Below are 25,225 nucleotides of genomic sequence, written 5' to 3'. Positions count from 1 at the left end.
ACAGCACCCAGCAACACTTCAGTGGCCCCGACGTTGGAGCCGACTTCGAACGAGACTCATATCGTACTGAGACATCCTGAGAGATGTGATGTCAGAGTCGTCTCAGGTGGGAGACGACTATGAGACGTACTAACCTCCTGAATGCATGACCTCGGCGCCCACCGGGACGGTGCAGTCGTCGGGGTTTGTTAGCCAGCCCTCGGGCAGTGACACCGCGGCAGGGGAGCCCTGCCGGCCCCGCGGCCCCATTGCCGCGGCGGGAAACTCGATGGTCTGGTCGAGGTTGCCGAGCAGGCTCCGCAGTTCCTCCAGCGACTTGACCAGCGCCAACGCGCGCCGCAGGTCCGCACCGGCGGGGAAGCCGTGGAGATACCAGGCGACGTGCTTGCGGATGTCGCGCATTCCCCTGTCCTCGCCGAAATGCGCGGCGAGCAGTTCGCCGTGGCGCAGGATGATCGCCGCGACCTCGCCCAGTGTCGGCGGGGCGGCGGCGGGTGTGCCGGCGAATGCGGCCGACAACTCGGCGAACAACCAGGGTCGACCTAGGCACCCCCGACCGATGACAACGCCGTCGCAACCGGTCGCATCCATCATCGCCAGCGCATCGGCGGCTTCGAAGATGTCGCCGTTGCCGAGCACGGGAACCGTCGTGACGTGCTGTTTCAGCGCGGCGATCTGCTCCCAGTCCGCCTCGCCGGAGTATCGCTGTGCCGCAGTGCGCGCATGAAGCGCGACGGCGGCGGCGCCCTCCTCGGCGGCGATCCGGCCGGCGTCGAGGTGGGTGTGATGAGAGTCATCGATTCCGATCCGGAATTTCACCGTCACCGGAATGTCAGTGCCCTCGGTGGCGCGCACCGCCGCGGCCACGATCTGCCCGAACAGCCTGCGCTTGTACGGCAGCGCCGCCCCGCCACCGCGTCGGGTGACCTTGGGAACCGGGCAGCCGAAGTTCATGTCGATGTGATCGGCCAGGCCCTCGTCGACGATCATCTTCGCCGCCAGATAGGTGTTGTGCGGATCAACGGAGTACAGCTGAAGCGATCGCGGGGTTTCGTCGTCGGCGAAGGTGACCATGTGCATGGTCGACGGGTGGCGCTCGACGAGTGCCCGGGCCGTCACCATCTCGCACACGTAGAGCCCGCTGACGGTGCCGGCCCTGGCCGTTTCCAGTTCGCGGCACAGCGTGCGGAAGGCGACGTTGGTGACGCCCGCCATCGGTGCCAGCACGACGGGGCTTCGCAGCGCGATAGAACCGATCTGCAGGGCTGGGCGGGCGTCGGTCAGGACGCTGATGACGTCACCAGGAGGTTCTTGGCGGCCTTCTTCTCGGCTACCTTGGCGATGCGTTCGAGCCTGCGCTGCTTGGCGATTTCGAACTTCACGCAGGTGTCTTCGAGCTCCTCGACGTGGGCGGCCAGCTCGTCGCGCAGCCGGGCGGCCTCACCGGTGAAGTCGTCGCGTTCGAAGATGCGCCACTTCTTGAGCACCGGCATCACGACATCATCGAGGTGGATGCGGGGGTCGTAGACACCGCCCGAGGCGATGGTGACAGCCTTACGCCGGAAGTCCGGGATCGTGTATCCGGGCATCTTGAAGTTGGTCAGCACCTTGTGGAGCGAGTGCATCGCCTGGTTGGGGGCAATATCGAACCCGGCAGCCGAAACGTCACGGTAGAAGATCATGTGCAGGTTCTCGTCAGCCGAAACCCGTTGCAGCAGTTGGTCGGCGACGGTCTCGTTGCAGGCCTTGCCGGTGTTGCGGTGTGACACGCGGGTGGCCAGCTCCTGGAACGTCACGTAGATGACGGAGTCGAACAAGGATTCGGCGAACAGGTTGGCGTCACCCTCCAGCTGCTGGTTCTGGCCGGGGGAGAAGCCGCGGGTGACCTGTTCCATGCGTAGCTGCTCGAGCTCGACGGGGTCGATCGCGCGGGTGACGACCAGATAATCGCGCAGCGCGATGCCGTGCCGGTTCTCCTCGGCGGTCCAGCGGTTCACCCAGAAGCCCCACGGTCCGTCCATGCTGAAGTTCATCGCGATCTCGCGGTGATAGGACGGCAGGTTGTCCTCGGTCAACAGGTTGGTCAGCATCGCGACCTGGGCGACCTCGGACAGCTTCGACTCTTCGGGGTCCCAGTCCTTACCGCCGAGGGCGTAATAGTTCTTGCCGTCCGACCACGGGATGTAGTCGTGCGGATTCCAGTCCTTGCGCATGGTCAGGTGCCGGTTGACGTTCTTCTCGACCACTGGCTCGAGTTCGGTGAGCAGCTGTAGGTCGGTCAGGTCTTTCGACATGGCCCCTCCCGAGTTATCTGTACCTGTTGGTTGCACTCAATATATCTGTGCCCCGCGGTGACATTCAAGTCACTACGCATCGTGTCACATAAGCCACACGGGACCCACGTGCGCTGGCTAATATTTCGCCGGGCAAGTAACTGAAGCCCGCATGTCAGGCGAAGACGACTCGGAGGACGGGCTCAGGTGAACATGCTCAATATCGTTGCCGGTGCGATGGCCGCGGCGGTGGTCGCCGGCACCGGTATGTGTCTGGGGGCGGGCATTGCGAACGCCGCCCCGGAGGTGGTCGACCGCACCTATAACGACGCCAAGCGGATGATCCAGCAGGCGGGCGGCACCGCTGTCATCGCGACGCGGACAGGTGCGGGCCTGGAAGACGGAAAATGCCTTGTGATGAACGCCTGGGACGCGGGTTATCAACGCATCGTCCGCGGCGGTATGCGGGCTAACAACGAGGTGCTGCTCGCCCTGAACTGCAACGGCGTTCTGGCAGGTCCAGGCTCCTCTGGCAACTCCTTGGCGAGTCCGGTCGGTCGCGAGGCAAAGCTTAAGGCCGAGCAGGAAGCCGCGAAGCGAGCAGCGCAGCAGAGGCAGGCCCAAGCGGCTGCCTCCGCCGGCTAGCTCCCCCGGTGGCGGCCTCGACCGGGAGGCCATAAGCTACGGTCATCAACCGTTTTGAGGTTCATTGACTGTGGAGGTCGGGCGCACGTGAAGAAGCTCATCGTTCTAGGGGCGGGCTCGGCGTTTGCCGTCGCGGCAGCCACGTCTCTGTTGTTCGGGGCAGGCATCGCATCGGCCGCCCCTGATGTCGTGGGCGACACGTACTCGGATGCCGAACAGGCGATCTCGGACAGCGGCGGTTCCGTGGTCGTCGCGTCGCGGGTCGGCGACAAGCTCGACCAGGGTGACTGCATCGTCACCAACGCATGGGACGCGTCATTCCTGCGTATCGATTCTTCCGACGATTCTCAGGTCAATGTCGCGCTGAACTGCAATGGTGGGCATGCCACTGCTACCAACCCCGGCTCGTCGGCGCAGAATCCGCTCGGTCGGGCTTCGAAGGAAGAGCAAGAGGCCGCCGAAGCCGAAGAGCAGGAGCTCGCCGGGCCTGAGATCCCCGATAACTAGGGATCAGTAGCTCGATACGCGGCTCAGCAGCATCTCCACGCAGTAGTCGATGAATTGCTCGCGTGAAGCTGCGAGGCTGCCGTTCAAGTAGGCGGTGAACAACGCCGTCAACGCACCGATCAGGCCAGTGGCGACCATGGCTGCCTGCACAGGGTCCCCGATGCGGGTCAGCTTGCGCTGTACGAGTTCGATGAAGCTCGGCATCCATTCGGCGCCCGAGCGGGTCAGTACCGGTTCCTTCTCGGGCGCCAGCAGCAGAACCCGGCCGCGCGCTGGATCGTCGACCATGAGCGCGACGAATTGCTCGACGGCGTCGCGCGGGGTTTTCGCCGTCGTCAGCGTGGACATGGCCCGCGCGCAGACGTCGTCGTAGACCGCGCGGACGAACTCGTCTCGGTCAGTGAAGCTCTCGTAGAAGTAGCGTTCGGTCAGCCCGGCCGACTGGCACACCCCGCGCACCGTCAGGGCCGGCCCCTGCGCGCCTCCGAGTCGGGCGACGCCCGCGGCGATCAGTTCGTCGCGGCGCAATGCCTGCCGGTCCTCCAGGGGTACACCGGACCACCGGCCCCGTCGTTGACCCGACGCCACATCCCTCCTAGACTTCATTCTGACAACGCGTGTAGTCAGAATAGGTCGTTCTGACTGGATGGGAAGCTAACCCAGTGACTCAAGATACGTCCGCGACATGCCCCGTGCACAGAGACGAGGCTCCCGCGGCAGCCGGGTGCCCTGTTTCGTCAGCGGGATACGACGCTCCGCCGCCGTCGCTGGGGCCCGACTCGCTGACGTGGAAGTATTTCGGTCGGTGGACCGGAATGCTGCAGGGGCCCTGGGCCGGCTCGATGCAGAACATGCATCCACAGCTGGGTGCCGCAGTCCAGGAGCACTCGATCTTCTTCATGGAACGGATGCCGCGGCTGTTCCGGTCGGTGTATCCGATCGGCGGCGTGGTGTTCGACGGTGACCGCGCGCCCCAGACCGGGGCACAGGTCCGCGACTATCACATCGGGATCAAGGGCGTCGACGATCAGGGTCGTCGCTACAGCGCGCTGAACCCCGACGTTTTCTATTGGGCACACGCGACATTCTTCAAGTCGACGCTGCTGGCGGCGGAATGGCTCGGCGGCGGGCTCACGGAGGCGCAGAAACGGCAGCTGTTCGACGAGCACATCGTCTGGTACCGCATGTACGGCATGAGCATGCGGCCGGTGCCGAAGTCGTGGGAGGAATTCCAGGAGTACTGGGATCACATGTGCCACAACGTGTTGGAGAACAACTGGGCCGCACGCGAGGTACTCGATCTGTCATCGATGCCGAAGCACCCCTCGCTGAACTGGATGCCCGACTGGATGTGGAAGCTGAACATCGCGGGGATGCAGCGGTTCTTCAACTTCACGACCGTCGGCCTTTTCGATCCGGCGGTTCGTGACCTGATGGGCTACACCTGGACGCCCCGCCAGGAGCGGCTGCACAAACTGTTCGGCAAGGTGGTGTATCACGCCGTCAAGCTGCTGCCCAAACGCGTGATGATGCACCCGCGCAAGCGATCTGCGTGGGATCGTGCCACCGGCCGGCTGCCCGCGGACTCACCGTTGGTCGAGACGCCGGCGCGCAACCTTCCGCCGGTGGAGTACCGCGATAACCCGCATTACTACTCGCCGAAGGTCTGAGACCTGACGTCAGACGGTGTGCTCCGTCCATGCCACACCGTCGAAAGCCTTATCCGGCAACGGCATATTCTGCACCAGGAATTCCCAGGCCACCCGTGCTGCGGCGTTAAGATGCAGATGACCTGGAACGAGGGTGTCAATGACCGATCCGACTGCCCGCCGGCAAGCCGAGTTCGCTCCAACTCAAGTGTCGGCCGACACTGTCGACGAAACACGCGGCGGCACCGGAACACTCGGCTCGTCATTTGACATGTCCAGGCCGCCATCCGCCCAGATCGCGCGGATCGAGGTCGGCCAGCGGCTCGACGACTTCGATCTGCTCGTCGAACTCGGCAGCGGCGCATTCGCACGAGTCTTTCTAGCTCGTCAACGGTCTATGCAACGCCTGGTGGCGGTGAAGATCTCCGCGAACCGCGGCGAGGAAGGGCAGACACTCGCCCAGCTTGATCACGACTACATCGTCCGGGTCTTCGACCAGCGGATACTCCGAGATCGGGACTGGCGGCTGCTCTACATGCAATATGTGCCCGGCGGGACGCTGCTCGACCTCGGTCGACTGATTTTCGGTGACGAGCGGCGACCCGAATCCGGTCAAGCGCTGCTCGACGCGGTCGACGTCGCGCTGGAGGCACGCGGCGAGAGCCGGCCCACCGAATCAACCGCTCGCGCTGAGCTCGCGACGCTTTCCTGGCCCGAGACGGTCGCATGGCTGGGGAAACGACTGGCTGAAGCATTGCACTACGCGAATTCGCGGGGCGTCCTGCACCGCGACATCAAGCCCGCCAACGTATTGCTTGCACCCGATGGCACCCCCAAACTCGCGGACTTCAACATCAGCTTCGCCCGAAACCTCTCCGGCGCAAGCCCGTTCACCTACTTCGGCGGCTCACTGTCCTATATGTCTCCTGAGCAGCTCATGGCTACCCGGCCCGGGCACGTTCAGGACGCGGCAATGCTCGACACGCGCAGTGACATCTACTCACTCGCGGTCATGCTGTGGGAACTGCTGACGGGAATGAAACCGTTCGACGATTCCGCGGCGCAGGCTGCTCGCGCGGAGTCGGCCGAATTGGTCGGCGACACCACCGCGCTCGATCTGATGCTGTCCACCCGCGCAGGAGGGATTACATCGGAGGCACTTGCGGCGCTGCCGAGTGACTGTCCTACCGCGCTGCGTCGAGTTCTGTTGAAGGCACTGAGCGCAGACCGCGATCAACGCTGGGCCTCGGGGGCCGAACTCGCCGAGCAACTGCAGTTGTGCCTTGATCCGCAAGCGCGTGACCTCGTGGATCCACCTGAACGAAGTTGGCGGCTGCGTCTGCGGCCGTACTTTCTGCCGATCGCCGTGCCGGCCGTCGTGATTCCCAATGCGTTGGCCGCCGCCTACACCATCCACCACAATCAATTGCTCATCGTGAGCAAGCTTTCCGAGCAGGGCCAAGACCGTTTCATGCTGCTCACGACGCTGCTCAACCTACTGGTCTGGCCGCTCGGCATTGTGTTGGCCGTCTATTCGATCCGTTACGTGATCTTCGTCCCGCGGCGCCTGCGGCGTGGTCCGACACCGCCTGCAGAAGCATTGGCCCGCGCGCGCCACGACTGCCTCGTCGCAAGTGAACGGGTGGTCTTCGTCGTCATTGGTTTGTGGGTGATGTCTGGGCTGACGTTTGCGCTCATCCTGCAGTCCGTTGCGGGTGGAATGCCCGGTCGATCCGCGATCCACTTCGTGGGGTCCCACGCGGTGGGCGGCGCGATCGCGATCGCGTATCCGTTCTTTCTGCTGACCTTCCTCATCGTCCGCAGCATCTATCCGGAGCTGATCGCCCAAGGACAGACAGACGCGCGGGATGCCGAGCAGTTACGCGCACTCAGCCGTCGACTGTCACGCTATTTGGCGATCGCAGCGTCGGTGCCGTTGCTCGCCATCATGGCCGTCAGCTTCCTGACCGCTTCCGAGATCGCCGAAATCATCGTCCCGATCAGGGTGGTGTGTATCGGGGGAATTGCCGCATTCGTATTCGCGTACTGGCTGTCGCGCATGATCGAATCCGACATTCAAGCGCTCGAGCGGGTGATTCTCCAGGCACGGATTTCAGAACGCCGCGTGCCGTCGTAGAGCCGGTGCCGTGCACCGCGCCAGGCGGTGCAGCTTGCGAATTCGTACTTCTGGTGCCCCCACCAGGGCTCGAACCTGGGACCTGCGGATTAAAAGTCCGTAGCTCTACCAACTGAGCTATAGGGGCGCGAGGAATCAGGATACTGGGTGCCGTCGGGCACCGCGTTTGAGGATTGGGGTGTCCGTACCCTAAGCTAGCGAGGCTCCCAGCGTCACAGCGTTGTGAGTACCCCGGAGAGATTCGGCTGGCCCCCTTCGTCTAGCGGCCTAGGACGCCGCCCTTTCAAGGCGGTAGCGCGGGTTCGAATCCCGTAGGGGGTACGCGCGGCACCGTACGATTGGAAGCCGCAAGCGTAGAAAGCAAGGCCCTGTGGCGCAGTTGGTTAGCGCGCCGCCCTGTCACGGCGGAGGTCGCGGGTTCGAGTCCCGTCAGGGTCGCCAGTATTGGCGAGGCACTTCGGTTATCCATACGGCCGGTGCCTTCCGGCCAGGTAGCTCAGTTGGTACGAGCGTCCGCCTGAAAAGCGGAAGGTCGCCGGTTCGATCCCGGCCCTGGCCACTCCGGAGGCGCTCTGCCTCGATGCCCCGTCGACGTTCGTTCGAGTATCGACGGCCTCCACCACGACTGGCCGGGACAGTTGCGTCTTTCTGGCGGAGCGCATATCTTCCGTTGGTACGATGATGTACCACGGAGGGATCAAATGGCCGAGCCGACCACGGACCCGGTGCGCCTGCCGCCGGCGCCACGCATACCCAAGCTGCTGCAGGGCGTGGGATTCCTCGCTGCCCGGGATAGGGCGGTCGCCGCGGTGTCCAAGCGTTACGGCCCCACATTCACGCTCAACCTGCCGATTTTCGGCCCAACCGTCGTCGTCGGTGATCCGGCCCTGATCAAGGAATTGTTCACGGCGAAACCGGACCTGATCGCACGCGCCGGGGTGCTCGGCGAGATGTTCGGCCCGGGCTCGACGTTCAGTCTCGCGGGCGCCGAGCACCGGGAACGTCGCAAGCTTCTGGTTCCGCCGTTCCACGGCAAGCGCATGGCCGGCTACGAGGCGATCGTCGAAGAAGAGGTCATGCGTGAGGTTGCGTCCTGGCCCGAAGGTCAGGAATTCGAGACCATGCCCTCGATGATGCGCATCACCCTGAACGCCATTCTGCGCACGGTGTTCGGCGCCGAGGGGACGGCCCTGGACGAACTGCGCGATTGTCTGCCGCAGATGGTGTTGTACGCCTCTCGGTTGGCCGTCATGCCGCCGGTGGTGCGCAAGGACTTCGGGCCGCTCAGCCCCGGGCGGAAACTCACCGAGAACCGCAGGCGCTACGACGAGATCATCGCCCGCCTCATCGCCGACATCCGCAACGACCCGGCGTTTGAGCAGCGCACCGATGTCCTGTCGCTTCTGCTGCAGGCTCGGTACGACGACGGGTCACCCATAGCCGACGATCACGTGGCCGACGAACTGCTGACGCTGCTGGCCGCCGGACACGAGACCACCGCCACCACCTTGGCGTGGACGGTCGAGCGGCTGCGCAGACACCCGCGGCTCTTGTCGCGCCTGGCCGCTGAGGTCGACGCCGGCGGGTCTGAGCTCGTCCAGGCCACCATCTGGGAGGTCCAGCGGACCCGGCCCGTCATCAACGGCACCGCGCGAATGACGAAAACGCGGATCCGGCTGGGCGATTGGGTCATTCCGGAGCGTCACGTCGTGATGGCCAGCATCACCCTGGCGCACGTCGCTGCGAGCAGTTTCCCCAACGCAGAGGTGTTCGATCCTGACCGGTTCGTCGGCAATCCACCGGACAATTACGCGTGGATTCCCTACGGTGGCGGCGTCCGCCGATGCATCGGGGCCGCGTTCGCCAACATGGAGATGGTCGTGACGCTGCGAACGCTGATGCGCGAGTTCGAATTCGGCACCACCTACACCGCGGGTGAGCGCAGGCATTCGCGCGGCGTCGCCACCGCGCCCGGTCGCGGCGGCCGGGCGGTCGTTTATCGCCGTCGTGCCGCGGCTCCGCGGATGAGTCCTTCCGGCGCGGCGAGGATATCGGCATGACAGCGAACGAGACCGTCGTCGACGTCGGCCGTGGCATCGAACTCTGCTACGACCACACCGGTGACCCAGCCGATCCACCAGTCATGCTGGTCGCCGGTCTGGGGCAGCAATTGCATTCCTGGCCCGACGAATTCGTCGCAAAACTGGTGGGACTCGGCTATCACGTGATCCGGTTCGACAACCGCGACGCGGGCCGTTCCACCCACATGTCCTATCGTCCGCCCAATCCGGTGGCCATGTTGCGCGGCGGCGATTCCCGGCATCAGTACCACCTGGGTGATATGGCGCGCGACACCGTCGGCCTGATGGATGCACTCGGTTATCGAGATGCGCACCTGGTGGGCGTGTCGATGGGCGGCATGATCGCGCAGACCGTCGCCGCGCATCATCCGGGCCGGGTGCGCACACTCACCTCGATCATGTCGACAACGGGGGCGCGTCGGTTGGGACGGCCCGCGCTGTCCACGTGGCGACGGATGCTGACGTCGAAGCCACCGCGGACGAGGGAAGACGAAATGGATCGGGCCGCGAACATCTTCGCCCACATCGGATCCCACGGCTTTCCCTTCGACGAGGAGGCGGTGCGCACCTATGCCGGCATCGCCTTCGACCGTGACCCCAGCCCGGCGGGCATCGCTCGGCAGCTGGCGGGCATCTTCGCGTCTGGCGACCGAACCGCCGAGCTCGCCCACATCGACGTACCGACCCTGGTCATCCACGGCGATCGGGATCGGATGGTGCATCCGACCGGCGGAGCGGCGACCGCCCGAGCGATACCGGGTGCACGCCTCGAGACGATCGTCGGCCTCGGGCACGACCTGCCCGCCGGGGCATGGGACCAAATCGTCGACCTGATCACCGACCACTTCACTGGCGCAGAATGGAGAACGCATGACACAGAGGCGTAGGACGATAAGTGGCCGCACCGCGGTCATCACCGGTGCGGCATCGGGTATCGGTCGCGCTCTGGCGCAACGGTTATCGGCGCACAGCTGCCCGGTCGCCATCGCCGACGTCGACGAGGCCGGGTTGAAGGAAACCGAGGCGTCGTTGCCTGGCCCGGCCCTACTGCGCGTTCTCGACGTCAGCGATGCGCAGGCGCAGCACGACTTCGCGGCAGAGGTACGTGACTGGGCACCCCAGCCACTCGGCGCGGTGTTCAACAACGCCGGCGTTGCCGTCGGATCGAGCGTGCTCGACGCAGTCCCGGCGGACGACGAATGGCTGTGGAGCATCAACTTCGGCGGCGTCGTCAACGGCACACGGGCGTTTCTGCCCATCCTCGTCGAACAGGATGAGGGCGTGGTCGTCAACACGTCGAGCGTCTTCGGTCTGGTCGGCATGCCGACCCAGAGTGCTTACTGCGCAGCCAAGTTCGCTGTCCGCGGCTTCACCGACGCCCTGCGTCAAGAGCTGCGCGGCACCGGCGTCACTGCCATCAACGTGCACCCGGGCGGGATCAACACCAACATCGTGCGCAACGGTCGGATGCGCACAGATCCCGAGGGCCGAGGTCGCACCCAGGAGCAGATGGCCAAGGAGTTCGCGAACATCACCATGACGCAGCCCGACAAGGCCGCCGAGATCATCCATCGCGGTGTGGAATCGGGCAAGGCGCGCATACTCGTCGGACCCGACGCCTACATGTTCGACGCCTTGGCGCGACTGGCACCGACGCACTATTACGACGTACTCGGCCGGCTGCAGAGCGTCCTGCGAAGGCGCGCCTCGAGCTAGGGGACCAGCACGACCTTGCCGATGTTCTCGCGCGCGGCGAGGATGCGGTGCGCCTCGCGCGCGTTGTCGAACGGCACGGCGGCGTGCACGATCGGCCTTACGACGGCGTCGGCCAATGCCTTTGCCAGGGGACCGATCCACGGTTCGAGTGTGCCGCGGTCATCCCAGAGTGCCAGCATGTTGAGGCCGACGACTGCCTTGGAGTCCGAAAGCTGTTTGGTCAGGTTGAATCCGCGCAGCATCGGTAGCAGCTGAGGCAAGACGGTACGTAGAGAACGCTTCTCGCCCTGCTGCAACGCCGAGATGCCATACGCGATCAGTTTGCCTCCGGGCCGGAGCAGGTCGTAGGAGCGGCGCAGCGACGCACCGCCGATCGCGTCGAGCACCATGTCGTAGGGCGGCAGATCTTTCCACCACCCGTCACGCCGATAGTCGATGGTGCGGTCCACGCCCATATCCTTGAGCACCTGATGCTTACCCGGTGACGCCGTGCCATGGATTTCGACACCCGTGGGCTTGGCCAGCTGGATCGCTGCGGTGCCGACGCCGCCTGCCGCCGCATGGATGAGGACGCGTTCACCGGCCTTCGGTGAGCCGTATCCGTGTAGCGCGGCCCATGCAGTCGCGTAGTTGACCGGAACGGCGGCACCCTGCTCGAAGGTCAGGCGGTCCGGAAGCACAACCGTATCGGAAGCCTTGACGTTCACGATTTCGGCGTATCCACCGAAACGCGTTCCGGCCAGCACTCTTTCGCCCACCCTTGCCTCGTCAACACCTGGACCGACCGCCTCGATGGTCCCGGAAACTTCGTAGCCGACCACAGAGGGCGGTTTGGGCGCTTCGGGGTAGAGGCCGACGCGCGCGAGATGGTCGGCGAAGTTGACGCCGGCGGCGTGCACCTCGATACGGACCTGGCCCGGCCCGGGAGGCGGCGGCTCGGGTCGGTGTTCGACCTTGAGCACTGAGGGATCACCGTGCTTGGTGATGACGACGGCGCGCACGGTTACGAAGTCGCTTTCGCGTGTTCGTACAGCTCGGCGTCGTGGGCGCAGACCATCAGCAGGTCGGGCTCCTGACGCTGGTAGAGCTCGGCGAGGCGAGCGTGGTTGTCTGCCACCTTCTTTCGGTCGAATGCGAGAAGAGGCTCGATGATCCTGATCGGCCGGGGGACCTCGGAAATGCCGTCCAGGGTGCCCTGCTGATAGAACGCGTCGCCGCAGTGCAACACCCAGCGGTTCCCGGCGTCGACGGCGATACATGCGTGTCCCCGCGTGTGGCCGGGCAGCGACACCAAGACGATTCCCGGCGCGATGTCGTCGAGCTCTTTGGCGGCGGCGAATCCTCGCCATTTCTCGCCTGTCGGCTCGTGCTCGACGATCTTGGGGCCATGCGCCCATTGGACGGCGCGAAAGCGCATCTTCTCCTGAAACGTCGGTTCCCTTACCGCTCCTTTGATTTCGGCGCGGGTGGCGTGGACTTGGGCATCGGGGAAGTCGGAGATGCCGCCGATGTGGTCCATGTCGAAATGAGTGACGACGATGTGGCGGACGTCGGAGCGATTGAACCCGAGTCGTTCCACCTGACGCAGTGCCGTCTCGCCGTGGTCGAACACCGGCTTGAACAGGTGGCGGGTGGGCCCGACCCGGGCGTGGTCGTCGCAGTCGCGTGTCCCGTATCCGGTGTCGACGAGCACCAGCCCGTTGTCGGTCTCGATGAGCAGGACGTGGCAGACGATCCGCGGCGCGATGTACGGGTTCATCGTCCCGCAGTTGAGATGGTGGACCTTCACAGCTCTCCCGCCATAGCGAGCAATTCGCCGCGCCCGATCTGCGTGACGAGGCTGGCCGAGTCGAAGTAGATGCGTTCGTTGACGACACGGTCGCCCTCGAAGTAGAACACCGCGATGATCGGTACCCGGAATGCCTTGCCGGTCGGCGGCAGGCCGTAGAACTCGCCGAGATTGGTTCCCAGCAGGTCGAATTCGACGATGACGGCATCATCGGCGACGTGGCATACGACGTTGTCGTGCCGCTGGTCCGGGAATGCGGTTCTGGTGGTCCGGTAGTAGCCCATGACTTCATCGTCGCCGTCGAAGACCTGTCCGGTGGCCATGATCTCGTAGTGCGGGCGACCCCCCGAATCGTTCTTGAAGGTGGCCAGGGTGCGGTCGAACTCCTTGGTCACCTCGGTGTCCATGTGCTCCCGGATCACCTCGAGGCGCCGCTCGCGCAGATCGTCTGTGATCATGCCTTGACTGTAGGCCGCCTGCCGGGTGTCAGACCGCGGATTGCAGGGGCGCTCCGAACTGCTGGTGCCGGTGCTGGCGTTCGACGACGGCGAGGTAGGCCGCCCACGCGAATGCCGAGCTGGCGAACAGGATGAATCCGCAGAAGAGCCACGGGTGTTTGATGCCGCGTCTACGGCCGTCGACGATGGACCACAGCGGGAACAGCAGCAGGCTCATGATCGTGTAGTCCTGGCTGGCCGAGGCGGCAGCCGGGTTGGCGTATCCCAGCGTGATGAACTCCCACCAACTGCCGGGTCCCCAGATGAAATTGTGCATACCGCCCGGCGGCGCGTACTCGGCGACGTACTGGTTGTTGAAGTAATAGCCGAGCACGACCGACGCGATACCGGCGACATAGTAGAAGAGTTCGAGCCCGGTGACCTGACGGCCGGACGAGTAGCGCGCGAAGATCGCCGGATTCGTCTTGACGATTAAAGCCATCGTCGCGAACCCGAGGACGAGGTGGACGATCAGGGAAACCATAAAGGCGGAGTCTCATCAGGGTGTGAAGTTTTGTCAATAGTGACAGAACTTGGTGCGGTAGTTTCTCCACATGGTCCGACCCGCCCAGACGGCACGAAGTGAGCGCACGCGCGAGGCGTTGCGGCAGGCCGCGGTGGTGCGGTTTCTCGCCCAGGGGGTCGAAGACACCTCGGCCGAACAGATCGCGGCTGATGCCGGGGTTTCGCTGCGGACGTTCTATCGGCACTTCGCGTCCAAACACGATCTGCTGTTCGCCGACTACGCCGGACTGCAGTGGTTCAGGACGGCGCTGGCGCAGCGCGATCCCGACGAGTCGATCATCGATTCGGTGCACGCCGCGATGATGGCGCGGCCGTACGACGACTGGGCGGTAGCGCAGACCGCCGCCCTGCGCGCACAGGAGATCGAACCCGACCGGATCGTGCGGCATATCCGGCAGGTCGAAGCTGATTTCGCCGAGGCGATCGTGCATCGCCTCACGGAGGAGAACCCGCCCGCACCGGGTACCGACGAGGGAATGCGCGTTGCGATCACGGCGCGGTGCATCGCGGCGGCGGTCTTCGGTGCGATGGAGGTGTGGATGCTCGGCCAAGAGCGCTCACTGCCCGAGTTGTCGCGGCTGACGCGGGAGGCGCTGGACACAATCGCCAAGGGGATTGGCTGAAAGTTTTGTCAATATTGACAAAACGTGTGGCGCGTGTCAGCCTCAGCGCATGGCTGACTTTGATGCGATCGTCGTCGGCGCGGGCCACAACGGGTTGACCGCTGCCGCACTTCTTCAGAAGGCGGGGCTGCGTACGCTCTGCCTGGACTTCAAGCTGTATGCCGGCGGCATGGCCTCGACTGTCGAGCTGTTCGACGGCTTCCGATTCGAGATCGCAGGGTCGGTGCAGATTCCGACCTCGGCCGTGGTCAGCCGCGAACTCGGACTCGACGAGTTGCCGACCGTCGACCTGGACGTGATGTCGGTGTCACTGCGTGGCGTCGGCGACGAACCGCTGGTCTACTACACCGACCCGATGAAGCTGATGACGCACATCAACGAGGTGCACGGCGCGGAAGCCGTCAACGGGATGGCCGGTCTGATGGCGTGGTGTCAGGCGCCGACGCGCGCCCTGGGCCGGTTCGAAGCCGGCCAGCCGCCCAAGACACTCGACGAGATGTATGCCTGCGCGACAAACGAATTCGAGCGACAGACGATCACCGATCTGCTCTTCGGCTCGGTTACCGATGTGATCGACCGCTACCTGCCCGACCGGGAGAAGCACGGCGCGCTGCGCGGCATGCTCTCGTTGCTCGCATGCAACACCACCTATCGCGGCCCAGCGACGCCGGGTACCGCGGCGGCGCTGGCCTACGGTTTCGCCGTTCCGGACGAGAACGCGCTCCTGGTGAAGAAACTCCAGGGTGGCATCGGCGCCTTGACGTCGCACCTGTGCGACGTGTTCACCTCGGCCGGCGGCGAATTGCGGTTGCGCAGCAAGGTCGAGGAGATCCAGATCGCCGACAGCCGGGTGAGCGGTGTCCGGCTGGAGGACGGGACAGTCATCACCGCGCCCATCGTGATCTCCGGTATCGCACCGGATCTCACCATCAACGGCATGATCGACCCCGCCGCGCTACCCGCCGATGTTCGTGAACGCTTCTCCGGCCAGGATCACCGCGGCAGCTATCTGCAGATGCACTTCGCGCTCGACGGCATACCGGAGTTCGCGGCGCCATACGAACTGCTCAACGATCCGGCGATGCAGTCGAATATCGGAATCTTCTCCACCCCCGAGGAACTGCAGCGGCAGTGGGAGGAGTGCAGGCACGGCATCGTGCCCGCCGACCCGTCCATCGCACTGCAGATACCGTCGGTGAACGACCCGGGCCTGGCGCCTGAAGGCAAGCACGCGGCATCGGCGTTCTCGCTGTGGTTCCCCATCGAGGAGTCGGATTCGAGCTACGGGGAGATGAAGGCCGAGATGGGGCAGCGGGTGATCGACAAGATCACCAGGCTGGCGCCCAATTTCGAGAGCCTGATTCTCAAACACACCACCTTCACTCCCAAGCACATGGGCACGATGTTCGGGGCGCCGGGCGGCGACTACTGCCACGGGCTGATCCACCCCGACCAGATCGGGCCCAACCGGCCAGGCCCGAAAGGCTACGTCGACCAGCCTATTCCGATCGACGGCCTCTACCTGGCCAGTGCCGGATGCCACGGTGGCCCCGGCATCACGTTCGTGCCCGGTTACAACGCGGCCAAGCAGGCACTCGCCGACGCGACGTAGATCCCGGACGAGATTCCGGCGAGCAGACGCAAACTCCCCCTTTTCAGCGACGTTTTGGGCAGTTTTGTGTCTGCTCACCGATCTGATTGCCTGCGGTCTCCGTTTCGATCCCGCCTGGACGGGCATCCCAGACGGCATGGGTCTCACGGTCGCCGTCACCGGCCCGACGGGGGAAATCGGCATCTCGGCTGTCACCGCGCTGGACCGCGACCCGGTCGTCGAGCGGATCATTGGGATGGCGCGTCGTCCGTTCGACCCGGCGGGGCAGGGCTGGACCAAGACCGAGTACCGGCAGGGCGACATCACGGAGCGCGGCGACGTCGACGACCTGGTCGCGGATGCGGATGTCGTCGTGCATCTGGCCTTCATCATCATGGGGACGCGCGAAGAGAGCGCTCGGGTCAACCTCGCAGGCACCCGCAACGTGTTCGAGGCGACGGTGGCCGCGCAGCGACCGCGCCGCCTGGTCTACACCTCCTCGGTCGCCGCGTATGGCTACCACTCCGACAACCCTTCTCCGATCACCGAGGACGTTCCGCCGCGTGGTTCGCCCGAGCACTACTACTCCGAGCAGAAGGCGGCCTGCGAGGCGGCGTTGAAGGAGACCGTCGCAGGCTCTGACCTCGAGGTGTACGTCTTGCGCCCGTGCATCGTCGCCGGGCCCAAGGCGCCGGCACTGGCAGATGCCATGCCGTGGAATCAACTGCCGGGGCCCATCAAGCGGGTGACCCAGCTGCTGCCGTTACCGAAACCTCTGTTGCCCGATCCCGGCGTCCCGATGCAATTGGTGCATCACGATGACGTCGCCTCCGCCATCGCGCTGGCCGTGACCACTGATGCTCCTCCCGGTGCGTACAACCTGGCCGGTGACGGTGTGGTGTCGATCTCGGACGTAGCCACCGAACTCGGCGCCCGTCCCGTTCGTGTGCCCCAGTTTGCAGCGACTGCCGCATCAGGACTGATGGCCAGAATTCCATTCCTCCCGTCGTCCCTGGAGTGGCTGCACGCGAGCCGCACGTCGGTCGTCATGGATACCGGTAAGGCGAAGACCCAGCTGGGCTGGGAGCCGAAATACACTGCCGCCGAGACATTGTCGGAATTGGGACGATCGCGCTAGCTACTGAGTGTGATCCCCGGTGTCGGCCGGGCCGCCAGGAGTGGCGCCGCCTTCATCGGACCAGTCGGCGCCATCCTCGTCACCCTTGGCCGGGTCGCTCTCTACGTCATCGTCCGCACCGCTGGGGCCGGCGTCGGTTTCGGTGGTGTCGGGTTTGTCGGGGTTGGTCTCAGTCATGTCGCTCGAATACCCAATTCAGTCGGAGCGACTACGAAGCTGTGCCATCCAGTTGCCGGGAACCCGATCCGCCGGTCCGGGGGCGGGCTGGTCTTCGGGGTGGTTTTGGGGGGCCGCGAGCTCGGGTCCGTCGTAGTACCGGTTCGTATCGTAGTTCCAGAACCAGTCCTCGCCCGGTTCGAAGGACCGGATGATCGGATGTCCGGTGGAGCGCCAGTGCGCCGACGCGTGCCTCGCCAACGAGTCGTCACAGCAACCGATGTGTCCGCAAGCGGCGCAGCGCCGAAGGTGCACCCACCACCCGCCGTGCTCATCGCACTCAACACACCCGGTACCGCTCGGCGGGACGGTCGGATCGACGGCTTCGCTCATAGTCGATGAGCCTACCGATTTCGGCTAGCCGGCCATGGTCGAGTTCGGCGCGTGCCAATCGGTCGAGACGAAGCGGTGACGGATCAGCCACTCATCATCGACCGGCACGAAGAGGTCACGATAGCGGCCGTAGTGATCGAGGCCGATCTCGGTGAAGACGGTGAAGTAGCAGGCGACCCTGGCCCGCTGCGGCGTCATTTCGGTGAACCGGATGTTCGTCACGTTGTGACGGACGATGCGGCGCACGCCCGATTCCTGCGCCACCGCATTTGGTGATGCGACTGCGCCACCGAGGAACTCGACGATAGCCGCGCGACCCTGAACCGGGGCGCCACCGCGCAGCTCGAGCTCCCCGCCCTCGCAGAAGGATTCGGCGAGCTCGGGTAGCCGCATCGCGTCGCCGGACCAGTTGTAGCGGGCGAGGCTGTCGCGGATGCGTTCGCGCGCCGAAAGCTCCCAAAGTTCCATGTGGTCAACCGTATCGGGCTAGGGTCACGCCATGGCTACCAGCGATTCCCGCGAGGTCGTAATCGAGGCAAGTCCCGAGGAGATTCTCGACGTCATCGCCGACGTCGAATCGACACCAGATTGGTCGTCGCAGTACCAGAGCGCGGAGATCCTGGAGTCTCATCCCGACGGCCGGCCCCGGCGCGTGAAGATGAAGGTGAAGTCCGCCGGAATCACCGACGAACAGGTGGTCGAGTACACCTGGACAGACAACAAGGCCAGCTGGACGCTGATCTCGGCGGGCCAGCTGAAGGCGCAGGACGCGTCGTACACGCTGACGCCGGACGGGGACAAGACAAAGGTCAACTTCGATATCACCATCGACCTGTCGGTGCCGATGCCCGGATTCGTGCTCAAGCGGGTGATGAAAGGTGCGATGGAAACCGCCACCGACGGCCTGCGCAAGCAGGTGCTGAAGGTGAAAAAGGGTAGCTGACGGGTTTCGCCGGAGCGCACCCGTGGAACCAAGCCGGCATGGCTGTCACAGAAACGCGCGACGTCGTCATCGAGGCGACGCCCGGCGAGATCATGGATGTGCTGACTGATTTGGAGACGTTGACCGAGTGGTCACCGACCCATCAGAAGGTCGAGGTGCTCGAACGCGATGCGGAGGGACGCCCGAGCAAGTCCAGGCAGGTCGTCAAGATCGTCGGCATAACCGACGAGCAGGTGCTGAACTACACCGTTTATGACGACGGTGTGGGCTGGACTCTCGTCAGCTCAAAGCAGCAGCGCGCCCAGACCGGCCGTTACACGCTGACGCCCGACGGCGATTCGACGCTGGTGCGCTTTGAATTGATGGTCGACCCGACGGTCCCCCTGCCCGGCTTCCTGATCAAACGGGGAGCCAAGGGACTGATGGAGACTGCGACCAAGGGCCTTCGCGAGCAGGTGCTGAAGGTCAAGAACCGCGCGGGGTAGGTTGCTGGTTCGGCCACCCGTCCGGACCGCGGCAAACCCCCTGGCCGGCAGCGCAGCGGCGTGGCGAACTCGCGATATCTCCGCATGGCGTTTCGAGGACTCCTAGGCTCTCGGTGTGCGATTGACGTGGCCGTTATTTGGCCGCACCGACGAGATGCAGATCATTGACGCCGCACTCATGGACGGCGATGTCTCAGGCGTGCTGGTCAGCGGCGTGGAGGGGGTCGGGAAAAGCCGAATCGCACGCGAATGCTTGGCCGCGGCGGCAAAGCGGGGTTCCGAAACTCGCTGGACGGCGGGTGCGTCGTCGGCCAGGGCGATACCGCTCGGCGCTTTCAGTGCCTGGGCACCGTCCGGGGTAACGGACACGCTTCAGCTGTTGCGCGGGGTAATCGAGTCGCTTACCGAATCGCCGTCAGGTGCCCAGGTTGTGCTGGCTGTCGACGACGTGCATCTGCTCGATGATCTGTCGACGTTCGTCGTGCACCAGATCGTCCAGCGAGGCGCGGCCAAGGTGATCCTCACCGTGCGAGACGGCGAGCCCATTCCCCCTGCGGTACAGGAGATATGGACGACGGGCAGGTTCGCGCGGGTCGATCTCGGGCAGCTGACGTTGGCCGAGACGACGGCGTTGTTGACGGCAGCACTGAACGGTCCGGTGGATCCGGACGCCGCTGGGCGACTGTGGAACCTGACCCGCGGCAACATGCTGTACCTGCGCAACATCGTCGAGCAGGAAGTTGCCGACGGACGCATTCTTCAACAGAACGGCCTTTGGCGATGGGTTGGTGAACCGGTTATGCCGCCGGGCCTGGTAGAGCTGATCGAATCTCGGATCGGTGCGTTATCCGCCTCGGTCGGTGACGTGGTCGATGTGCTCGCGGTGGGCGAGCCGATCGAACTCGCGAGCTTGACGCGGATAACCGATGCCGGCGCGATAGAGGAGGCCGAAACGCGTGGCCTCATCTCGCTGGAGCCCGCGGGCGACGGCATCGAAGTCCGGGTGACGCATCCGCTGTACGGCGAGGTGCGACGCAGGCGTGCGCCACACAGCCGACTGCGACGGCTTCGCGGAGTGGTCGCAAGCGAGCTGGCCGCATCCACGCGCGACGGCGACATTCGAGGTGTCGTGCGCCGCGCGACGTTAACGCTCGACTCTGACCTGACGCCGCACGCGGACCTACTCGTCAAGGCCGCATACGGAGCCGTCTGGTTGGGAGACCTGGCTCTCGCGGATCGGCTCGCGGAGGCGGCGAGCAACGTAGGCTCCGGTCCGGAGCCGAATTTTCTTCGCGCGCACGCGTTGTCATGGTTTGGACGGGGCGGAGACGCCGAGTCGTTGCTGGCCAGTATCGACACCAGCCAGTTGACCGACGAAGAACACGCGAGGTTCGCGTTTCTTCGATCGAGCAACCTGCTGTGGGCGCTGGGGGATCCGCAAGGTGCCAAGGATTTCATTGACGAGGCGTCACGTCGAGTGCCGTCACACAAGCACACGTACATCGACGCTTTTCTCACGGTCTACTGGTTCGCGATGGACCAGCCGGAGATGGCGACTGAATGCGCGAAAAATGTTGGACTCGAGGATATTCCGGTTGTCGGCGCCGAGGTGGCTTGGGCGCTGGCCCAGATTGCGGCGGATGCGGGCCGCACTGCCGAAGCGGTAGCGGACGCGGCTGCGGGATACGACGTGGCGACTCGCAAGCTGGACGCGCCGCACATGAGATTCAACATCGCCGACGCAGAAGTCAGTGCGTTACTGCTGGCCGGCCAGGTGTCCGATGCGCTGGCGGTAGCCACACGTACCCGCCGCCAGGCGAATGATCTTCCAGGCGCCGCGCCATTGCTCGGCGCGGCGGTGGCCGGGCGCGCCGCCCTTGGTGCAGGAGATCTGCAGAATGCAATTGCGCTACTGGAATACGCCGCCGAAGGGTTGTCTGCCTCGTATCCCGAGGGCTGGGGCTACCGATACCGGGTACCACTTGCCACTGCGCTGGCGATGCGGGGGATGAGCGGAGAAGCCGCGGCAATGCTGGCCGCTCTAGACAAATTTCAACGTCGATTCCGATCGCTGGACCTTGAACGGAGCCTTGCGCGGGCGTGGGTGGCCGCAGGGCAAGGTGTGGTCAGTGAGGCGATTTCGGAGTTGCTGGCCGCAGCTGAAAGGGCTTCTACCAAAAAGCAATTCGCGGCTGAAGTTCTGTGTTTGCAAACGGCTGTCCAGTTCGGTGACCGCACCAGCGCACCACGGTTGCGTGAGCTCGAGTCGGTTGTCGAGGGACCCCGAGTGGGCTTGGCGGCGCGCTTCGCCGAAGGCGTGCGTGATGGGGATGCTGCTCAGTTGGCCTCGGTGTCGGAGGAATTCGAATCCATGGGCGATCCCGTTGCCGCGGTGGATGCGGCCGCCCACGCTGCGCTGGCATTCCGTCGTCAGGACAAACGAGGTTCGGCACTCGGGTGCTCGACGCGCGCCGATCGCTTGGCCGCAGAGTGTGGCGCAGTAACGTCTGCGCTTTGTCAGGCCGGTGAGACGTTGCCGCTGACCGAGCGTGAACTAGAGATCGTGATGCTGATCGGGGAGGGATTGACGAATCGCGCTATCGCAGAACGACTTACCCTGTCCCCCCGAACGGTCGAGAGTCATATCTATCGGGCCATGACGAAGACCGGGACGGCCAGCCGTGAGGAACTGGCGACCCTGCTGCCACGGCGCGGGGGCTAGGTAACGCGCAGCACATTCACCCGGGTCGGGTTGTATTTGGTAACGATCAACGCTCGGGTGCCGTCGGGGCTGAAAAGTGGATAACCGCCGCCGGCGACGGCACTTCCGGCTTGGGTGCCGGTCGCGGTGTTGATCACCGCCAGCTGGGAGCCGGTTGCGACCAGAAGCCGGGTGCCATCGGCGCTCAATCGCACCAAACCGGAGCCACCATAGCCGAGCTTGGCGCCAACCTGTGTTCCGGTGGTGGTATCGATCACCACCACTTGGGTGCTTGGAGTGCTCGTGGTGACCACGGCGCGGCGGCTGTCAGCGTTGAACAGGACTGGGCCGTTGAGGAAACCGGTCATAGTGGTGGTGCTGCCTACCTGGGTGCACGTGGTCGTGTCGATCACCGTCAACCTAGTGGTGTTGACGCTAGTGCGCCCGTCATAGACGTTCGTCACGATCAGCGCGCGGCTGCCGTCTGTGCTCACCAGCGCCGAACCGAATTCGCCGCCGGCGACGGTAATGGTGTCGCCGGACTGGCGACCGGTGACGGTGTCGATCACTGCAACCTGAGTGCTCGCGGCGCCTGTTGACGGGTCAATCACTTTCCTGGTGATCAGCGCGCGGCTGCCGTCGGCATTCAAGAGCTGTGTGCTGTAATCGGCACCTATCAGCGATATGGACCACCCTCCGGCCAATGTGAAGGATGTCCCGACCTGGGTGCCGGTGGCGAGATCGAAAACCGATACTTGGGTAGAGGTTTCGGTGACCGAATCTGCCGCGGACGTGATGACCACGGCGCGGGTGCGATCGGCGCTCAACACCACGGTGGCTTCATAATCGAGAACCATAGTGCTGCCGGTCTGCGCACCGGTGGCGGTATCGATCGCCGCCAACTGCGTGGTGAACGCGCCGGTGGCCCGGTCGTAAGTGCGCGTGGTGATCAAGGCGCGACTGCCGTCGGCGTTGAACATCAAACCGGTCGCATCGCCGACGAGGACGGTCTCGGTCTGGGTGCCGGTGATGGTGTCGAGGACCGCGACTCGGGTGTTTCCTGTGCCCCAGTCCCCATCGGTCGTGGTTATCAGGACGCGGGTGGCATTGCCGTTCAATAGCTGTGCGCTGTAACGGTTGCCGACGAAGTCCGCGATCATCTTGCTTTGGGTGCCGGTGCTGGTATCGATCATCGTGACTCGAGTGGTCGGAATATTCGTCGTCGGGTTAGGCAGGGACGTCGTGACCAGGGCGCGGCTGCCGTCCACGCTCGCCATTGAATCCAGTGGTGAACCGGAAACGGCAAGGGTCGTGCCGATCTGCGCTCCTGTCGTGGTGTCGATCACCGCCACTCCGGTGATGTGTTCGGTACCGTCCCAGTCGTACTCGTCGTAAACGTCGGTGAGAATCAGGGCACGCTTGCCGTCGGCGCCCAAAAACCGTATCCCTGCTGGGGAGCCGGCCACGGAGACGGTGTTGCCGACCTGGGTCCCTGTCGTGGTGTTGATCACTGTGACTCGCGTCGTCGAAATGCCCGTCGTGGGGTTAGGTATGGATGTCATGACCAAGGCGCGAGTACCGTCGCCACTCAGCACTGTCGTGGCCGGCTTACCGACAATGGTGACGGTGCGGCCGACTTGCTTTCCCGTAGTGGTGTTGACGACCGCCACTTGAGTGGTGGTGGTACCAAACGCATCGAAGCTGCGTGTCGTGATCACGCCTCGGGTGCCATCGGCACTCATCACCGGCCCCGTACTCAGCGGGACGCCGGGGAGGGAGACACCGCCGATGGTGGTTACGGCCGTGGCTGCGATAGGTGCCGCGATAGGCACCGTGACACTCACGGGTGTGCTTGCTTGACCGTCGGTAGCCGTGACGATGAAGGTGATGCTGGTTGGTCCGCCAGCGGCTGCCGCGACACGCGCGGCCGAGGTCGGTGTGAAGGTGTACGTGCCAGCGCTCGTGATGCTGACCGTGCCGGTGGAGGGTTGGGTCACACTGTAGGACAACGTGTCTCCGTCGGCGTCGGTGAAGTTGAGCGCGCCGGTGACGGCTCCCGTGCTCTCGGTTGGCGTGCCGACAGTGGGCGTGCCCGCTGTGGGCGCGGCGTTGCCCAGACGGATGGCGAGTACCCGCACGGTGCGGTCGGCGGCATCGGTGATGTAGACGGTGCCGTTCGGGCTGACCGCAACGACGTGGCCGCCGGTCGTGTCCGTGTCGATCGCTACCGTGCCGACCACGGCGTATGTGGCGGTGTCGATTACCGAGACGGTGTCGTTGCCATTCGTGACGTAGACGAACTTGCCGTCGGGGCTGAGAGCGACCGAACTCGGCGATGGCCCGACCGTGATGGGATTTGTACCGGCCACATCGGGATTCGCGTCGATCACGGTGCTGGTGGCCGTGTTGATCACCGACACAGTGCCCGCTCCGGAGTTCGCGACGTACAGCCTGCCGTCGAGGCCGAGCGCGGCGCTGGAGGGCTGGTTCCCGACGGCAATCGTATTGGTGAGGCCGTAGGTCGCGGTGTTGATCACCGACACCGTACCGTTGCCTTGGTTGACTACATACAGTCGGCCGTCCGCTCCCAGTGCCAGCGCAGTCGGCGCCGTACCCACCGAAATAGACTGGACGCCAGATGTATTGGTGTTGACATCGATTAGGGTGTTGTTGGCCGTGTTGATCACCGACACCGTGCCGCTCCCGCGGTTGGCGACATACAGCCTGCCGCCGGCGCCGATCGCCAGCGCGCTAGGCGACGCATTGACGCTGATGTCTTGGGAGAAAAAGCTCGGATTGGCGTCGATTCGCTTGTAGGTGGCGGTGTCGATCACCGACACGGTGCCGCTTCCGGTATTGGCCACGTACAGTCGCTTGCCATCGGGGCTCAGCGCTAGCGCACTGGGCGAAGTCCCCACAGAAATATCCGTCGAGAAGAAATTCGGATTGGCGTCAATCCGTTGACCGTTGGCGGTGTTGATCACCGACACTGATGCGCTGCCGGTGTTGGCGACGAACATCCTGCCGTCCGCGCTGATCACCACAGCAGAGGGGTTGGTGCCCACCGCGATCGGAGGCCTGCTGACAAACCTCGGCGGTGCCGCCGCGGCTCCTTCCGCCGTGAGCGCGGTGAACGGCTGTGCGGTTTCCACGCTTTGACCGTTGAATGAGGAGCCGGGCAGGCGTGAGCGAGCGCCGATAGCGAACATCGCCAGTGTCAGCGGCGAATCGACAGGTGTCTGCGGACCGTTGGACGCCTGCGGACCCAATCCTGTCGCTGCCAACGCGTTCAATACCGCCGTGCTCAACGAAGGGACCGGCTTGGTGTCGGCGACCGACGCAATTTGAGGGGTGATACGTGTCGGCGCAGGCAACG

General features: G+C 64.6%; 24 protein-coding genes and 4 tRNA genes. 16 read left to right on the top strand and 12 right to left on the bottom strand.

Annotation, left to right across the window (positions count from 1 at the left end):
- Nucleotides 1-129: 129 nt before the first annotated feature.
- Both dusB and G6N36_RS17570 read right to left on the bottom strand, forming a co-directional pair.
- On the bottom strand, nucleotides 130-1,263 hold the full coding sequence (dusB, locus tag G6N36_RS17575; protein ID WP_163690737.1) for a tRNA dihydrouridine synthase DusB: 1,134 nt from the start codon (nucleotides 1,261-1,263) through the stop codon (nucleotides 130-132).
- A gap of 17 nt (nucleotides 1,264-1,280) precedes the next feature.
- The gene (locus tag G6N36_RS17570) at nucleotides 1,281-2,294 is read right to left on the bottom strand and encodes an acyl-ACP desaturase (RefSeq protein WP_163688096.1); all 1,014 of its coding nucleotides are present in this window, start codon (nucleotides 2,292-2,294) and stop codon (nucleotides 1,281-1,283) included.
- 192 nt (nucleotides 2,295-2,486) lie between these two features.
- On the opposite strand from G6N36_RS17570, the gene G6N36_RS17565 reads away from it, so the two are divergent.
- Nucleotides 2,487-2,918, top strand: a complete 432-nt coding sequence (locus G6N36_RS17565; RefSeq protein WP_235690303.1) for a hypothetical protein — start codon at nucleotides 2,487-2,489, stop codon at nucleotides 2,916-2,918.
- A gap of 87 nt (nucleotides 2,919-3,005) precedes the next feature.
- Nucleotides 3,006-3,425: a hypothetical protein gene (locus tag G6N36_RS17560; protein WP_163688092.1), complete on the top strand. Its 420-nt coding sequence runs from the start codon at nucleotides 3,006-3,008 to the stop codon at nucleotides 3,423-3,425.
- Between the two features lie 3 nt (nucleotides 3,426-3,428).
- Here G6N36_RS17560 and G6N36_RS17555 read toward each other — a convergent pair whose 3' ends face one another.
- The gene (locus G6N36_RS17555; RefSeq protein ID WP_163690736.1) at nucleotides 3,429-4,013 is read right to left on the bottom strand and encodes a TetR/AcrR family transcriptional regulator; all 585 of its coding nucleotides are present in this window, start codon (nucleotides 4,011-4,013) and stop codon (nucleotides 3,429-3,431) included.
- Nucleotides 4,014-4,087: 74 nt separating this feature from the next.
- On the opposite strand from G6N36_RS17555, the gene G6N36_RS17550 reads away from it, so the two are divergent.
- Together G6N36_RS17550 and G6N36_RS17545 are read left to right on the top strand one after the other, a co-directional pair.
- A complete protein-coding gene (locus G6N36_RS17550; RefSeq protein WP_163688090.1) occupies nucleotides 4,088-5,095 on the top strand; it encodes an oxygenase MpaB family protein in 1,008 nt (335 codons plus the stop codon).
- 139 nt (nucleotides 5,096-5,234) lie between these two features.
- A complete protein-coding gene (locus G6N36_RS17545; protein ID WP_163688088.1) occupies nucleotides 5,235-7,211 on the top strand; it encodes a serine/threonine-protein kinase in 1,977 nt (658 codons plus the stop codon).
- A gap of 51 nt (nucleotides 7,212-7,262) precedes the next feature.
- Here the strand turns inward: G6N36_RS17545 and G6N36_RS17540 are convergent.
- Nucleotides 7,263-7,338, bottom strand: a tRNA-Lys gene (locus tag G6N36_RS17540).
- A gap of 121 nt (nucleotides 7,339-7,459) precedes the next feature.
- Between G6N36_RS17540 and G6N36_RS17535 the strand changes: the two genes are divergently transcribed.
- The 6 genes from G6N36_RS17535 to G6N36_RS17510 all read left to right on the top strand — a co-directional run bounded on the left by G6N36_RS17535 (nucleotide 7,460) and on the right by G6N36_RS17510 (nucleotide 11,008).
- Nucleotides 7,460-7,532 (top strand) — tRNA-Glu (locus G6N36_RS17535).
- Between the two features lie 43 nt (nucleotides 7,533-7,575).
- A tRNA-Asp gene (locus G6N36_RS17530) sits at nucleotides 7,576-7,652 on the top strand.
- A gap of 44 nt (nucleotides 7,653-7,696) precedes the next feature.
- Nucleotides 7,697-7,770 (top strand) — tRNA-Phe (locus tag G6N36_RS17525).
- Nucleotides 7,771-7,912: 142 nt separating this feature from the next.
- A complete protein-coding gene (locus tag G6N36_RS17520; RefSeq protein ID WP_163688086.1) occupies nucleotides 7,913-9,271 on the top strand; it encodes a cytochrome P450 in 1,359 nt (452 codons plus the stop codon).
- Nucleotides 9,268-10,179, top strand: a complete 912-nt coding sequence (locus G6N36_RS17515) for an alpha/beta fold hydrolase (protein ID WP_163688084.1) — start codon at nucleotides 9,268-9,270, stop codon at nucleotides 10,177-10,179. Before G6N36_RS17520 ends, G6N36_RS17515 begins: the two co-directional genes overlap by 4 nt.
- Complete coding sequence (locus G6N36_RS17510) at nucleotides 10,163-11,008, top strand: SDR family NAD(P)-dependent oxidoreductase (protein WP_163688082.1); 846 nt, start codon at nucleotides 10,163-10,165, stop codon at nucleotides 11,006-11,008. Before G6N36_RS17515 ends, G6N36_RS17510 begins: the two co-directional genes overlap by 17 nt.
- Here the strand turns inward: G6N36_RS17510 and G6N36_RS17505 are convergent.
- From G6N36_RS17505 to G6N36_RS17490, 4 genes are read right to left on the bottom strand one after another with little or no spacing between them, the layout of a single operon-like run.
- On the bottom strand, nucleotides 11,005-12,009 hold the full coding sequence (locus tag G6N36_RS17505; protein WP_163688079.1) for a zinc-binding dehydrogenase: 1,005 nt from the start codon (nucleotides 12,007-12,009) through the stop codon (nucleotides 11,005-11,007). The two genes, G6N36_RS17510 and G6N36_RS17505, sit on opposite strands and share 4 nt — an antisense overlap.
- Nucleotides 12,010-12,011: 2 nt before the next feature.
- Nucleotides 12,012-12,797, bottom strand: coding sequence for an MBL fold metallo-hydrolase (locus tag G6N36_RS17500; RefSeq protein ID WP_163688078.1), 786 nt, complete (start codon nucleotides 12,795-12,797; stop codon nucleotides 12,012-12,014).
- On the bottom strand, nucleotides 12,794-13,255 hold the full coding sequence (locus G6N36_RS17495; protein ID WP_163688076.1) for an ester cyclase: 462 nt from the start codon (nucleotides 13,253-13,255) through the stop codon (nucleotides 12,794-12,796). Before G6N36_RS17495 ends, G6N36_RS17500 begins: the two co-directional genes overlap by 4 nt.
- Before the next feature lie 28 nt (nucleotides 13,256-13,283).
- Nucleotides 13,284-13,778, bottom strand: a complete 495-nt coding sequence (locus tag G6N36_RS17490; protein WP_163688074.1) for a DUF2834 domain-containing protein — start codon at nucleotides 13,776-13,778, stop codon at nucleotides 13,284-13,286.
- A 70-nt stretch (nucleotides 13,779-13,848) separates the two neighbouring features.
- Between G6N36_RS17490 and G6N36_RS17485 the strand changes: the two genes are divergently transcribed.
- The 3 genes from G6N36_RS17485 (at nucleotide 13,849) to G6N36_RS17475 (ending at nucleotide 17,171) form a co-directional block, all read left to right on the top strand.
- The gene (locus G6N36_RS17485) at nucleotides 13,849-14,442 is read left to right on the top strand and encodes a TetR/AcrR family transcriptional regulator (RefSeq protein WP_163688072.1); all 594 of its coding nucleotides are present in this window, start codon (nucleotides 13,849-13,851) and stop codon (nucleotides 14,440-14,442) included.
- Nucleotides 14,443-14,491: 49 nt separating this feature from the next.
- Nucleotides 14,492-16,054 (top strand): phytoene desaturase family protein, encoded by a 1,563-nt coding sequence (locus tag G6N36_RS17480; protein ID WP_163688070.1) that lies wholly within the window; start codon nucleotides 14,492-14,494, stop codon nucleotides 16,052-16,054.
- 136 nt (nucleotides 16,055-16,190) lie between these two features.
- Entirely contained in the window at nucleotides 16,191-17,171 is a 981-nt protein-coding gene (locus tag G6N36_RS17475) for an NAD-dependent epimerase/dehydratase family protein (protein WP_163688068.1), read from the top strand.
- Here G6N36_RS17475 and G6N36_RS29420 read toward each other — a convergent pair whose 3' ends face one another.
- From G6N36_RS29420 to G6N36_RS17465, 3 genes are read right to left on the bottom strand one after another with little or no spacing between them, the layout of a single operon-like run.
- The gene (locus G6N36_RS29420; protein WP_170311126.1) at nucleotides 17,172-17,348 is read right to left on the bottom strand and encodes a hypothetical protein; all 177 of its coding nucleotides are present in this window, start codon (nucleotides 17,346-17,348) and stop codon (nucleotides 17,172-17,174) included.
- 18 nt (nucleotides 17,349-17,366) lie between these two features.
- The gene (locus G6N36_RS17470; RefSeq protein ID WP_163688066.1) at nucleotides 17,367-17,720 is read right to left on the bottom strand and encodes a UBP-type zinc finger domain-containing protein; all 354 of its coding nucleotides are present in this window, start codon (nucleotides 17,718-17,720) and stop codon (nucleotides 17,367-17,369) included.
- A 24-nt stretch (nucleotides 17,721-17,744) separates the two neighbouring features.
- The gene (locus G6N36_RS17465) at nucleotides 17,745-18,188 is read right to left on the bottom strand and encodes a nuclear transport factor 2 family protein (RefSeq protein WP_163688064.1); all 444 of its coding nucleotides are present in this window, start codon (nucleotides 18,186-18,188) and stop codon (nucleotides 17,745-17,747) included.
- A 31-nt stretch (nucleotides 18,189-18,219) separates the two neighbouring features.
- Here G6N36_RS17465 and G6N36_RS17460 point away from each other — a divergent pair, with 31 nt between their 5' ends.
- From G6N36_RS17460 to G6N36_RS17450, 3 genes are all read left to right on the top strand, one after another.
- Nucleotides 18,220-18,663 carry an SRPBCC family protein gene (locus tag G6N36_RS17460; protein WP_163688062.1) on the top strand — a complete coding sequence of 148 codons (444 nt, stop codon included), beginning with the start codon at nucleotides 18,220-18,222 and terminating at the stop codon, nucleotides 18,661-18,663.
- 38 nt (nucleotides 18,664-18,701) lie between these two features.
- Complete coding sequence (locus tag G6N36_RS17455; protein ID WP_163688059.1) at nucleotides 18,702-19,148, top strand: SRPBCC family protein; 447 nt, start codon at nucleotides 18,702-18,704, stop codon at nucleotides 19,146-19,148.
- A 115-nt stretch (nucleotides 19,149-19,263) separates the two neighbouring features.
- The gene (locus G6N36_RS17450; RefSeq protein ID WP_163688057.1) at nucleotides 19,264-21,870 is read left to right on the top strand and encodes a LuxR C-terminal-related transcriptional regulator; all 2,607 of its coding nucleotides are present in this window, start codon (nucleotides 19,264-19,266) and stop codon (nucleotides 21,868-21,870) included.
- Here the strand turns inward: G6N36_RS17450 and G6N36_RS17445 are convergent.
- A complete protein-coding gene (locus G6N36_RS17445; protein ID WP_163688055.1) occupies nucleotides 21,867-25,157 on the bottom strand; it encodes a beta-propeller fold lactonase family protein in 3,291 nt (1,096 codons plus the stop codon). The two genes, G6N36_RS17450 and G6N36_RS17445, sit on opposite strands and share 4 nt — an antisense overlap.
- Nucleotides 25,158-25,225: the final 68 nt, after the last annotated feature.

It is taken from the genome of Mycolicibacterium gadium (assembly GCF_010728925.1).
GTDB lineage: Bacteria > Actinomycetota > Actinomycetes > Mycobacteriales > Mycobacteriaceae > Mycobacterium > Mycobacterium gadium.
This window is presented reverse-complemented; position numbering and strand designations above follow the sequence as displayed.

Excerpts from the sequence above, each read along its gene's own strand:
- G6N36_RS17570 (WP_163688096.1), bottom strand. The coding sequence starts at position 2,294 with ATGTCGAAAGACCTGACCGACCTACAGCTGCTCACCGAACTCGAGCCA.
- G6N36_RS17565 (WP_235690303.1), top strand. The coding sequence starts at position 2,487 with ATGCTCAATATCGTTGCCGGTGCGATGGCCGCGGCGGTGGTCGCCGGC.
- G6N36_RS17545 (WP_163688088.1), top strand. The coding sequence starts at position 5,235 with ATGACCGATCCGACTGCCCGCCGGCAAGCCGAGTTCGCTCCAACTCAA.
- G6N36_RS17520 (WP_163688086.1), top strand. The coding sequence starts at position 7,913 with ATGGCCGAGCCGACCACGGACCCGGTGCGCCTGCCGCCGGCGCCACGC.
- G6N36_RS17515 (WP_163688084.1), top strand. The coding sequence starts at position 9,268 with ATGACAGCGAACGAGACCGTCGTCGACGTCGGCCGTGGCATCGAACTC.
- G6N36_RS17510 (WP_163688082.1), top strand. The coding sequence starts at position 10,163 with ATGACACAGAGGCGTAGGACGATAAGTGGCCGCACCGCGGTCATCACC.
- G6N36_RS17495 (WP_163688076.1), bottom strand. The coding sequence starts at position 13,255 with ATGATCACAGACGATCTGCGCGAGCGGCGCCTCGAGGTGATCCGGGAG.
- G6N36_RS17490 (WP_163688074.1), bottom strand. The coding sequence starts at position 13,778 with ATGGTTTCCCTGATCGTCCACCTCGTCCTCGGGTTCGCGACGATGGCT.
- G6N36_RS17485 (WP_163688072.1), top strand. The coding sequence starts at position 13,849 with ATGGTCCGACCCGCCCAGACGGCACGAAGTGAGCGCACGCGCGAGGCG.
- G6N36_RS17480 (WP_163688070.1), top strand. The coding sequence starts at position 14,492 with ATGGCTGACTTTGATGCGATCGTCGTCGGCGCGGGCCACAACGGGTTG.
- G6N36_RS17475 (WP_163688068.1), top strand. The coding sequence starts at position 16,191 with ATGGGTCTCACGGTCGCCGTCACCGGCCCGACGGGGGAAATCGGCATC.
- G6N36_RS29420 (WP_170311126.1), bottom strand. The coding sequence starts at position 17,348 with ATGACTGAGACCAACCCCGACAAACCCGACACCACCGAAACCGACGCC.
- G6N36_RS17470 (WP_163688066.1), bottom strand. The coding sequence starts at position 17,720 with ATGAGCGAAGCCGTCGATCCGACCGTCCCGCCGAGCGGTACCGGGTGT.
- G6N36_RS17465 (WP_163688064.1), bottom strand. The coding sequence starts at position 18,188 with ATGGAACTTTGGGAGCTTTCGGCGCGCGAACGCATCCGCGACAGCCTC.
- G6N36_RS17460 (WP_163688062.1), top strand. The coding sequence starts at position 18,220 with ATGGCTACCAGCGATTCCCGCGAGGTCGTAATCGAGGCAAGTCCCGAG.
- G6N36_RS17455 (WP_163688059.1), top strand. The coding sequence starts at position 18,702 with ATGGCTGTCACAGAAACGCGCGACGTCGTCATCGAGGCGACGCCCGGC.